This is a genomic window from Alteromonas australica (assembly GCF_000730385.1).
Classification (GTDB): domain Bacteria; phylum Pseudomonadota; class Gammaproteobacteria; order Enterobacterales; family Alteromonadaceae; genus Alteromonas; species Alteromonas australica.
The window spans coordinates 4,240,660-4,252,907 of the sequence record NZ_CP008849.1 but is presented as its reverse complement, the minus strand read 5'-3'; the positions used below and the strand labels follow the sequence as shown (position 1 = coordinate 4,252,907).

The following is a 12,248-nucleotide window of genomic DNA, read 5'->3' as shown; positions in this document are numbered from 1 at the left end:
TTTTTATTCAACGCGCAGACTCTAGTAAGTAAGCGGTCAATGAAAACAAGAATAGGCAAGGCGTAGAATCGAAATGATGTGCTGCGCCAATCGGTTAGTGGTTATGGGGAAATGGAACGTTGGGCCAAGGGTTTGAGGATGTATTTGCGCAATACGGCGCCTTACTGGGTCGTGTTGCAAATAGTTATGAAGCCAATGAAGCAATGCAGCAAGAACTCTTACAAGAGATTGCTATTGCGGTTTGGCAAGGGTTGTCGCGATTTAAAGGTGATAGCAGTGTGAAAACCTATATTTTAAAAATTGCGCATAATAGAGCGGTGTCGCATGTCGCCAAGCAAGTGAAGCGCGTAGATACCCATCCCTACGACGACCAAGACAAAGGCGCAGAAGCATACGTGAGTCAACAATGCTCTCCTGAGATCTCCACCAGTCACCATCAGTCACTGGGGCAATTACTCAATGCGGTACGTGGGCTGCCCGTTCAACCAAGGCAAGTACTTACCTTGTCTTTAGAGGGGCTTAGCTACGACGAAATTGGGGATGTTTGTGGGTTAACTAAAAACCACGTGGGTGTCATTTTAAAACGAGCAAAGCAACGTATTCTGCAGGAGGTATCTAATGTCTGAGCAAGTGCACACCGAGTTATCATCGCTGTGGCAAGCGCAAACTGTGAACGACATAGACATGGCGGCAGTGAAACAAGGCTTTATGAGTCAGCGGAAAAAGCAACGGCTTTATATGGCTGTTGATATCGGTGCTTTTATTCCAGCATTGTTCCTGCTTTATCACTTTTGGAGCGAACTGTCCTTTACTGTGAAGGCGGTGAATCTTACTGTTGGTGTTATTGCATTGCCGCTATTAATTTATCAGCTATGGCTTAGGCGTGTTGCCGCGTTTTCACGAAATGTGTCAACCTTGGATCACTTGGACGTACTGACCAAACAAATTAAAAACAACGTACGTATCGCCATCATTACCAAACACTCTACATGGATTTCAATGGTGTTGGTGATGCTAACCATGGCATTACAGTATGTTGTTGACGATGTGAGCACATCGAAGTTGTCCTTTATGTTTGGGGTGCTTGCCGCGACCGCCTTTATCATGGGGGTGTGGTATGTTTGGGCAGCAAAAAGAGAACAGCGATTTAGGCGTCAATTAGATGGGCTGAAAACCATGCGAAGCAGCCAATACTAAGGGGATACACTATGGCCAGCAAACGAACGCTGGCTTGCCATAGTGATGCTCTAGGCCGATTAGTGACTACTCGTTTTTACTGTCGTCTTGTTCGGCCTCGTTATCGCTATCCGGCAGCACCTGACTTTCCCCTAAGAAGAACTCGTAATATAAATCTAATGCAAATTCTGATTGATCTTCAATGGTGGTTTGCACGGCTTCTAAGAATAGGCGAGGCAAAAGTTGATAGCGTAATGCTAAATCCGGCGGGTCTTGTCTACGTCTGAGTGTAGAGCTGGTGTCATTGTTACTTAATCCTACATCCACATTGTATTCTACAGAAAGGCGTTGATTAATTTGCCCTGTAACGGACAGTTTTGACTCGTTTGTACTTAAACTAAAATCATCAATACCTAGCGCCTCACCCACTTGACCGGTCAAGGTTTTAGTATTAGAAAGGCCAAGGCCTAAGAGTATGGCTCCATAGTTAGGGTCTTGACTACCAGAGGAGGCATCTGCGCCTTGCCCAGTAAGCAAGTACGACAAAACGTTTTGTTGATCCATTGCGGGCTCAGAGAACAGGTTGATGCTGGGCGCATCTGCTGCCCCATCAATACGAATACCGGCAATAACGTCATCGTCGGTTTTATCGGGGTCTCGAATAGCTTCTACCAGCAGTAAAGGTTGGTCTAGCGGGCCATTAAATTGGATTTCACCGGTTTGAATCACCAATTGCTGGCCATAGGCGCTATAAAGGCCATCTAGAATTTGCAAGTCGCCAAAGCCCACCAGCGCGGGTTGGGTATTCACTTTTACGCCACCATGCAAACTTGCACTTAGCCCAAAAGCCTCAAACTTCACTTCTTTGGTTTTGGCCTTATCAATATTCACCATGACAGACGCATGTACAATATCAAGTGGCTCTTCTTTTGGCGGTTCACCTCGAAGATGAACATCTTTGGAAGGAGAAACCGCACTTTCTGGCAGTGACTCCACTTCGATTCTTGCCCAAGGTATATTCACACTACCGGTAATATCTACCCGCTCAGCGTTAGCGTTCACTGTAATATCGGGTGACACCCGCAAGCGCATATTAGGCTGGCGAACTTCAAATTTACTGCCTTTAAGATTGAAGTTAACCGACGGCGTATCTTGCCAACTTAGGTTGCCATTAAGCGCGCCTTCCCCGCCACCAAGAATAAAGCTGCCATTGAAATCTGCTTGTTGATTATTTAATACAATGCGTTGTTGCCAGTTTTCCAACGAGACCGGTGTGTCTTGAATATCAATGGCTCCGTTGTTTATTTGCATTTCACCATTTAGGGTAGGAGAGGCTAAATTTCCGCCAATCTCTACTTCACCATTGAGCACGCCCGTTAGGGTGCGGATGGCCGGAGATAAAGGCTTCAGCGGCGCAACATCTATGTTCTTGAGCGTCAATTGGCCATCGATGTCTTTTTCTTCGCCCAGTACATTGGCGTTAAAGTTAAGCTCGGCCTCGCCTAAGTCTGCACTGGTGATCAGTGACTGCGATTGTAACTGTCCTTGCTTAAAGGTACCTGTGGTGGTGACGTTATTAACCCTTATAGTGAGCGGGCGTGAAACACCCAACTGCCAATCTGCAGAAGAAAGGGAAACATCAAAAGTGGCGTCAATAGGGTCTTGCGGGGCGTATTGCCCTTTCGAATTAAAAGACAAAGTTGCTTTAGAGGGCGCTGAGACAATGTCTGGGGCTAGCTCGTTTGCCCACAGACCAACCGGTAATGCCTTGGCAAACACGTGCCATTTCGCTGTACTGTCTTGGTAATGCACAGCATCGATGCACAGTTCGCCATTGCCCCGCGATGCCCAACAATGGCTACTGACATCGGCTTTTAGTGGGCTGGTACCTACTGATAGCGCAAAAGGGCTGGTTAACTGCCATTCAGTATTTGCCAGTTTTAGTGCGCTACTCTCTAGTTGCCCGCGCCAAACGTGGTTTTGCCATTGTCCTTTTAGGCGAATGTCCGCTTCATGATCTAGAAGAATGAGGTTTACATTAAGGGTGTGGTCGGTATAGCGGCCACTTATTTCTAATTCACCGTTTAACGGCCCTTGCTGTGACAAGGGCGCTGACAGTTGGCTGGCGACGTTAATATCGTTGAAGGCCAGCGAGCCAGTTGCATTGGGGTTGTTCCACGGGCCTCTGGCAACCACATTTCCCTTTATCGTGCCTGATACATCAGGGTACAAGCTTGAAATCGCAGCAACATTAACGTGGATATCTGCATTTAAATAGCGATTGTTTAGCACCTGTCCGGTCACAGCCACTTCGTTACTGCCCTGCTTCATGGTGAGGTTAGCCACCGCTAAATCGTTTGATCCTGAATACACAAACGCGCCAGCCACAGACAACGGCTTTTGCTGCAATCGCCCTTCCACGTTTAAGTTGCGAATACTCATTTCTAATCCGGCTGGAGACCATTGCATAATGCTTTCGAATTGCCCTGATAGCGACTCTGGGGCATAAGGTGAAAAATCAGTAGCAGAAATTTCGGTTAGTTGAGTTTCACCTTCCCAGAATATAGCGTCACCAAGGTGCAAGGTGCCTGTATTACGTAAACTCCCGCCTAGGGCGCTAACCTCGGCTTGATTGACGAAAATATTTTTCTTCTTCAGCACCACATCAAGCGCCACTGGGACATTACCCACATCAGGAAGGGTAGCTCCCCCGTTTCCTTTAAGTAGGTAATTACCCATAGTACCTTCTAGCACCACCTCGCCGTCATGCAAGGTACCCTCTTTCAGGGTGGGGATAGGTTGTGTTTGCCAGTTTGCAGAAAAAGAAACGGGTAACTGGTCACTTAATAGGTTTGTGCTTAACGACAACACACCATTAAATTCACCTTCGGTGGAAGCCTCTACTGTCAAGTCATCAAGGGCGCCAGAAGCGCTTAATTCAAACATTTGTTCTTGGGTGTTATCGCCTAAGTAACCTTCGCCCTGTAGATCTATTTCAAGGGGGAAATTTGCAGACAGTGTTGTGTGAATGTTGCCGCTTACCTTTCCGCGCGGGTGGGATAGATAGAGTGACCGTAACACCAGCTGGCTCTGTTCAAACGACAAAGCGTCGAAAGATACAACCTGTAAGGTTTGAATCTCATCAGTATCGCCTTTTTGAATGAGTGTTGCTTGAGTCATTTCAAACCCATTGATACTGACCGGAATAGGGCTACTTAATGTGGGTAACTGAGGCGCAGAATACGAAAGAGAGTAGCGCGTCGGAAGTGTGGATGTTTTGGGTGCGGCAGTTTTTTCCTCTTGGGTGAGTAGCGTCACAACCACGGTGTCTAAGGCAATTTCATCAATGCTAATCTCACGATCGCCTTGCACTTGGGAGAGCGCAAGGGTGCCGATGCTAATGGTTTGGTCGGGTAACGTAAGGGTAAAGTTCTCCATGTTGCCCTGCGTTATGTCGATGGGCAGCGGCAAACTAAAGGGGGCATTGCTCTTTTGGGGTTGCGCAGGGGCAGAACCTAGTTGTGTGACGGTCAGCCCGTTTATGGATATATTATTGATACACACACGGGGCTCAAATAAACAGCGCCACGTGGCATCTAAGTCTGCTTTTTCTAGATGTACATGCCATTGTTCATTGCGGTAATCTACGTGTTGAAACGACAGCGAGTCAGCTAGCCCGCCCTCCATTTTTTCAACACTGAGACCAGCAACAAATTGATTCGCAATAAGCTTTATCATTGGGCCGGCTAATGGGCTAATCAGTAACCCGTATATCAGAACCAGAAGAAAGACCGGTGTCAGTAAAATAGCCGTAGTGGTACGCTTCCTCATAGTTCAGGCCCCAACATCAGGTGCAGTCTCCAGGTGGTTTCGTCTGGAGAAAAGCCCCGGGCCACATACACGCGAACAGGGCCGATTGGAGACAACCAATGAAAACCCGACCCGACACTGTAGGTGAGTGAAGTGCTCGTATCGTTTGTTGCAGTGCCTGCATCGGTAAAGGCGGCCACTCGCCAATTTTCAGCCACACGGTAAGCGTATTCTACGCTTGCGGTAGCCAGGTATTTTCCGCCAATGGACTCAATGGAGGTTTCCCCCGTTTCAGGGTCGGTAACTTCGTCTTTAGGTGAAATATCTCTGTATTCAAACCCGCGAATACTCTGATCGCCCCCAGCATAGAAACGAATAGACGTTGGTACCTGGGAGAAGTCGTTGGCTTTTATGGCGCCGATTTCAGCGCGCACGGTAAAGCGGTGGTTCTCGTTGAGCGTATGGATAAACATGCCTTCGGCAAAGGACTTAACAATATTAATATCTGAACCGGCGTTATCTCTACCAACTTGGGTAGAGAACTTAAAGTAGCGCGCGAAATTAATGAGTAAATCGTTATCCTTCTCAAGATAATTAATGGCGTAGCCGGGCATGATGAGCGAGGTCGTGGTATCAATTTCATCGCCTTCATTGTAGGTTTCTTGCAAGTAAGTGATTGAAAAGTCGTGCTGCCAAGGTGATTCGTCATATTGCCAGTAGCGATGGGCAGATAGCGAGAGCGTTTCACTTTCTATGGATGTATTGGTGTAATCAATGAATTGATAACCGGCTTCGATACTGACGTAGTCGCGGGTAATATTGCGTCGTGGAATTCGGTAGTCTGCAGTAATAGACTGCTCTGGTGCAGATATAAAGATATCCGCACTCACGGAGTGGCCTTTGTCGTTTACCCACGGACGCTCCCAACCTAAACGTACCCTAGGGCCCGTATCTGTTGCTGCGCCTACTGACACATTAAACGCGTCTTTTGGTCTATGGGCGAGTGAGACCTCAATGGGCACCAATAAGCCCTCGGCTTCACTGACGACGGGCCGCGCGATAACTCGGTTAAAGTAACCAGACTGATTTAGTTTGCGGTTAAAGTCAGTCAAAGCGGCTGAAGAATAGGGCTCGCCTTCTGAAAAAGGGGCTAGCCGTTGAATTATGTCTTTTGCTTTGTCTTCGCCGACAAAGATTAAGGGGCCGAATTGATATTGAGGGCCACTTTGCGCAATTAATAGAATATTGGCTTCTTTGTTTTCGCGCACTAAATCTAAGCGGGTAGCCTGCCAGTGAAAGTCAAAATATCCGTGGGATAACGCATAGTTAAACATAGAAGACTTAAATGAAGTGTATGTAGGCTGGTGAAGTACATCGCCTTGCTTGAGGCTAAACCCATTAAAGCGTTGCCTAAACGCTGGGTCGTCTCGCCCCTTACCAATAATCTCACGAGTGACATTTGCCACAATGAGTGGGCTGTTAAGTGTGACGGTAACAACCACTTTGTTGTTGCCGTCAATAGTAATTTCAGCGTCGCTGTTGTAATACCCAAAGGGCTCAACGGCCGTGCTTATTGTAGATTTAACTTCATCTTGCCAAAAAGGGTCGTCCAAAAGGGCAGTTTCAACGTCTAGGTTATTAAGATGCAGGCGAATATTGTCCTTTATAGCATCTTGCTTTACGCCTTTTATTGAATAGGAAATTGCGTAGACATTTAACGGTAAAAGAACAAGAAACGCACTCAGGAAAATAGGTTTTGCTAAAGAACAAACGGAACGACACCACGAAATAGTATGGGTGTAAGTTATAATGTAGAACGAAGATAAGTGCGGTGGCATCTAGAAATGCAATTCCTTCTTGCGCAAATAGTGAGTTCGGTCAGTGAACATCGCTTGTGGCGATGCAAATGCTACAGGTATCAACAATGATATCGCGTCACTTCATGATAGCACATCCCTTCCTAAGCCCTAGCCTGCTAAGGTCAGCAAATTAAACGTTGCGACGAAGCCAATTTCCCTGTGTTACCCGCTTTTTAGTTATTACCCCCTTATTAGGGATCAACATCACGTAAAAATTTACAAGATCACCGTAACGGGGCCAATTGACAGGTGTTAGTTTTTAACGAAGGTTTCGATAGAATGACTTCAATCAAAAGTTAAAAATCTGTATAGTCAAACAGACTTTCATTGTTTAATGAACCAATATAAATCAATAATAAAGCGAAGGAATGCCTATGCGTGTTGTCCAATTACACCTATTTTCGTGTGTAGTTTTAGTATGCTTAACTCTATTTTCATTTGGCGCAACAAGTGCCGAAAATGAGGCAAAGCCTCTTCACTATTCTCATTTTAGTAAATTGCCCGCCTATTGGGGGCCGTCACTTTCTCCTAACGGGCAACGTATAGCGTATGTCCAAAATCTAACAGAGCCAAATGAAGTGAGTGTGCTGGCCACTTTCGACCTTACGACGAACAAAGCACATTATTTACTTCAATCTGACAACGAAAAAGTAAAAATAAACTGGTTTAAGTGGGTAAGTAATGATCGGCTTGTCATTAGCGCTCGTTACGCAAGAAAGCAATACAATGCGCGGGTTTATGAAACGCGATTATTGGCCATGGACTACGACGCTCAAGGTGAAGACCCATTTCGAATTTTAGATTTTCGTAAGTTAAAACGCCGATTTCCAAATGCGCGCTCTGCGCCTCAATTCCAAGATACGGTTGTAGATTGGTTGCCTGATGATCCTAAACATATCCTCATGGCCATTGATGTAGAAAACCCGGGTAAACCTTCGGTATACAAAGTGAATATCAACAATGGCGATACAGAAATTGTTGAAAAATCGAAAAATGAAATTCGAACTTGGATGACAGACCAGCAACACAACGTACGCTTGGGTGTCACGCGAAATTATCGGGGGGGTGATACTGAGGTACTGCTTCGTGTTGATAATGACTGGGAAACCTTATTTAGCTACAACGCAATGTCGGATAAAAGCATTTACCCGTTAGGTTTTGCTCTTGATCCAAATATTCTTTATTACAGGGGATATAAAGGCGATTATAAAGCGATATTTAAAATAGATCTGACGACCAAAATATCGACAGAAGTTTACGCGGATGAAGGCTACGACGTATCAGGTGGCCTTATTTACTCACCTACAACGAGAGAGGTGATTGGTATACGTCACGATGGCCGCCAATATTGGGATGAAGGCTATAAAGAGTTACAAAAAGGGTTAGATACAGCGCTGCCCAATACTCATAATACCTTAACGAGTTTCAGCCGAGATGGGAATACCTACCTACTTTACGCAGAGTCGGATACACAGCCGGGAAATTACTTTATCGGAAATAGAGCCAAAGGTTCACTTGGCTTCCTCTTTCAACAATACCCGCAAATTCAACCTGCACTTCTTAGTCCGCATAGACTAATTAGCTACGAAGCCAGAGACGGTGTTGAGATAGAAGCTTATCTCACTTTACCTAAAGGTGATGGCCCCTTCCCCACCATTATTCACCCTCATGGTGGACCTGGTGCCCGTGACTTCAGTGGCTTTGATTATTGGACGGCGTATTTCACTAATAAAGGGTATGCCGTATTGCGCCCTAATTTTAGAGGATCTGAAGGCTATGGTTATGAGTTTTCTCAGAACCAAATGAAAGGCTGGGGTTTGGCCATGCAAGATGACATCACCGACGCGGCTAACTGGATGGTTAAGCAAGGTTACGCTGAAAAAGACAATATGTGTATCGTCGGGGCGAGCTATGGTGGCTACGCGGCTATGATGGCGACAGTGAAAACCCCAGAGTTATTTCAATGCGCGGTCAGCTTTGCTGGTGTGAGCAGTTTGAAAACCCTTGTCGAACAGTCCCGTATGTTCCAAAACTCCGAGTTTGTCAAAAACCAGATTGGCGATGACGATAAAGACTTACTTGCCCGTTCGGCGATTTCCAAAGTCGACATTATAAAAGCGCCAATTTTGTTGGTACATGGCGAAGAGGATCGTATTGTTCATATTGATCAAAGTCGCGATATGGCGGAAGCGTTAAGAAAGCACAACAAAGACTATAAGTATGTTGAGTTGGAAGCGGGCGATCACCATCTTTCAATCCAAAGAAACCGACACGCGTTTTTTGAAGAAATGGATGCTTTTCTATCTAAACATCTTAATTAAAAGCAATTTATTACTCATGTAATACTTAGCTAGGTGCAATGCGCCTAGGTCAAACCGTTGAGGCCGTTAGTTAACACGACAAGTGGTTGTGTTACTGGCGGCTTTTTGCGCTAAATTGCGTTAAAATCCTCACCCTTATTACTGCCTTAGTCATCCAGCATTATGTCACTTTACGTAAAACTCTGGGCAGCCTTCAATTTCGTTATGTGAGACCTTATGTCAAATATCAGTGATAAATCTGTAGAACAAGCACGCCATGGCACACGTCCGGTGTTAGGTTTGATTGAGTTTGTCGCATTAATGGCATCACTGACTTCATTGGTTGCCCTCAGTATCGACGCTATGCTGCCGGCATTGTTGCAAATTGGCGAGTCATTAAATGTAGAAGAGGCGCATCACACCCATTTAATTGTGACTTTTTTCTTTGTAGGGATGGCTTTGGGTCAAATGTTCTTTGGGCCATTCTCAGATAGTCGGGGTAGGCGACTGACCATCTTAGTCGGCTTGTGTATTTTTGCGTTAGGCACCTTTGTATGCATGTCCGCGACTAATTTAGAAACCATGTTAGTTGGCAGAGTGATTCAAGCATTTGGCGTATCGGGCCCGCGAATAGCATCTATGGCGATTATTCGAGACCTTTATGTGGGGGACGCCATGGCGCGGGTAATGTCATTTATTATGATGGTGTTTATTCTTGTGCCTATGTTAGCCCCCATTATCGGACAAACAGTGATGGACTTATCTTCATGGTTCCATATTTTCACTTTGTTCTTAGTGGTTGCTTCGCTTACCGGGGCTTGGTTTTTCACTCGACAAGGTGAAACACTGCCACGGAGTAAACGTAAACCGTTTTCAGTACAACAGTTCATTGCTTCATCTCGCTTTATTCTTACCCACCCTGAGGTAATGGGGTACACCTTTGCTATGGCGTGTATATTTGGTGCGTTTCTGGCGTACTTGAGTGCGTCTCAAACCATCTTTCAGGTGTTTTATAATGTAGGAGATATGTTTCCCTATATTTTTGCAACCTTAGCGTTTTCCATCGGCCTTGCCTCTTATTTCAACGGTAAAATGGTGATGAAATTTGGGATGCGAAGACTATGTCGCTTTGCCCTGAAAGGGGCAAATGGGTTTGCCTGTGTCTATTTGGCGTTGTTACTCATCTTCGATGGCTTGCCGCCTTTATGGTTAACGGTTTCTACTATGTTCGTGGGGTTCTTTTTTGTGGGAATTCTGTTTGGTAATTTGAATGCCATGGCTATGCAACCTCTTGGCGAAATGGCAGGTTTAGGGGCGGCTATTATTGGCTCTTTTTCTAGCTTGTTCTCAGTGCCAATTGCGCTTTTTGTCGATAGTTTTTTGGCGGGAAATTTGCTGCCAATAGGCTATGGTTTTAGCGTGTTTTTTGCGTTGTCTTATGTTGCCGTGCGCTTTGCGGAAAAAGTGCGTGAAGGTCACGTATAAGCATTAGGCATAAAAAAGCCCGACCAAAATGGTCGGGCAAGAGGGCTTAGTTAAGCACCTAACGACAGAAACTGTCCTAACCTATAATGGCTTTCATGTCAGTCATGTAGCCACGTAAGGTTTTACCTACCGATTCCACACCGTGTGAACGGATGGCTTCGTTAATATCTACAAGGCGCTTGTTTTCTACTTGGTTAGAAGTAGCTGACAAGCCTTTGCCGATAACTGAAGTATCAATAGTAGGCATAAACTTCTCGCGCAAAATTGGAATGGCTGCGTTAGCAAACAAATAATTACCATATTCTGCGGTATCAGAAATTACTACGTTCATTTCATACAAGCGCTTTCGCGCGATTGTGTTTGAAATTAGTGGTGTTTCATGTAGTGACTCGTAGTACGCTGACTCAGGTAAAATGCCTGCTTCAACCATCACGTCAAAGGCCACTTCTACACCACATTTGATCATGGCAACTAATAGAATGCCGTGGTCAAAAAACTCTTGCTCGCTGATTTCGGCTTCATAAGTTGGGGCATTTTCAAACGCGGTTTCACCGGTTTCTTCGCGCCACTTAAGTAGATTTGCGTCGCCGTTTGCCCAATCTTCCATCATTGTGCGAGAGAACTCACCGCTGATAATGTCGTCTTGGTGCTTTTCAAACAACGGACGAAGTAAATCTGTTAGCTGCTCAGAAAGCTCAAATGCCTTCACTTTTGCAGGGTTTGAAAGACGGTCCATCATGTTGGTAACACCGCCAATCTTAAGTGCTTCAGTAATCGCTTCTAAGCCATACTGAATAAGTGCACCTGCATAGCCTGGGTCAATACCATCATCAACCATTTTTTCAAAAGCAAGCACCGCTGCAACTTGTTGCATACCACATAAGATGGTTTGCTCACCCATAAGGTCAGATTTCACTTCAGCCACAAATGATGACTCAAGTACACCTGCGCGGTCACCGCCTGTTGCACTTGCTAGTGCTTTTGCTTGATCCCAACCTTTACCTTCAGGGTCATTTTCTGGGTGTACAGCAATCAATGTTGGTACACCGAAGCCACGCTTATATTCTTCACGTACTTCAGAACCTGGGCTTTTCGGCGCACACATTACCACGGTAATGTCGCTACGAATTTGCTGACCCTCTTCAACAATGTTGAAACCGTGAGAGTAGCCCAAGGTAGCCCCTTTCTTCATAAGCGGCATGACGGCTTCTACTACGCTAGCGTGCTGCTTATCTGGGGTTAAGTTGTAAACTAAATCAGCTTCAGGAATAAGATCCTGATACGTGCCAACGGTAAAGCCGTTGCTGGTAGCACGTTTGTAAGAGTCTCGTTGCTCATCGATCGCTGCTTGACGCAACGCATAAGAAACATTTAACCCTGAATCACGCATATTTAGACCTTGATTAAGACCTTGCGCGCCGCAACCTACGATTACGATCTTTTTGCCTTTTAAAAACTGACAACCGTCAGCAAATTCTTCGCGTGCCATGAAACGGCAGCGGCCTAGTTGATCTAGCTGCTGGCGAAGTGACAGGGTGTTGAAATAATTAGCCATAAAAATTTCCGAACAACATTCATTTTCGTCATTATCAACGTCCAACCGTGGCGTTGATTACCT

The 12,248-nt window shown here is 45.5% G+C and carries 7 protein-coding genes; 4 read left to right on the top strand and 3 right to left on the bottom strand.

Translation table 11 applies throughout. The features are described 5' to 3' along the window. Positions 1-119 precede the first annotated feature (119 nt). Both EP13_RS18515 and EP13_RS18510 read left to right on the top strand, forming a co-directional pair. A complete protein-coding gene (locus EP13_RS18515; protein ID WP_044058564.1) occupies positions 120-626 on the top strand; it encodes an RNA polymerase sigma factor in 507 nt (168 codons plus the stop codon). Then, a complete protein-coding gene (locus EP13_RS18510; protein WP_052364492.1) occupies positions 619-1,197 on the top strand; it encodes a hypothetical protein in 579 nt (192 codons plus the stop codon). Before EP13_RS18515 ends, EP13_RS18510 begins: the two co-directional genes overlap by 8 nt. A 66-nt stretch (positions 1,198-1,263) precedes the next feature. On the opposite strand, the gene EP13_RS18505 is transcribed toward EP13_RS18510, so the two are convergent. Together EP13_RS18505 and EP13_RS18500 are read right to left on the bottom strand one after the other, a co-directional pair. Further along, positions 1,264-5,007 carry a translocation/assembly module TamB domain-containing protein gene (locus tag EP13_RS18505; RefSeq protein ID WP_052364491.1) on the bottom strand — a complete coding sequence of 1,248 codons (3,744 nt, stop codon included), beginning with the start codon at positions 5,005-5,007 and terminating at the stop codon, positions 1,264-1,266. Continuing rightward, positions 5,004-6,824, bottom strand: coding sequence for an autotransporter assembly complex protein TamA (locus EP13_RS18500; protein WP_044058563.1), 1,821 nt, complete (start codon positions 6,822-6,824; stop codon positions 5,004-5,006). The genes EP13_RS18505 and EP13_RS18500 overlap by 4 nt, the downstream gene beginning before the upstream one ends. Before the next feature lie 395 nt (positions 6,825-7,219). On the opposite strand from EP13_RS18500, the gene EP13_RS18495 reads away from it, so the two are divergent. Both EP13_RS18495 and EP13_RS18490 read left to right on the top strand, forming a co-directional pair. Then, on the top strand, positions 7,220-9,166 hold the full coding sequence (locus tag EP13_RS18495) for an alpha/beta hydrolase family protein (protein ID WP_044058562.1): 1,947 nt from the start codon (positions 7,220-7,222) through the stop codon (positions 9,164-9,166). Positions 9,167-9,382: 216 nt separating this feature from the next. Continuing rightward, entirely contained in the window at positions 9,383-10,630 is a 1,248-nt protein-coding gene (locus tag EP13_RS18490) for a multidrug effflux MFS transporter (RefSeq protein WP_052364490.1), read from the top strand. 76 nt (positions 10,631-10,706) lie between these two features. Here EP13_RS18490 and ilvC read toward each other — a convergent pair whose 3' ends face one another. After that, a complete protein-coding gene (gene ilvC, locus EP13_RS18485; protein ID WP_044058561.1) occupies positions 10,707-12,185 on the bottom strand; it encodes a ketol-acid reductoisomerase in 1,479 nt (492 codons plus the stop codon). Between the last annotated feature and the right edge of the window lie 63 nt (positions 12,186-12,248).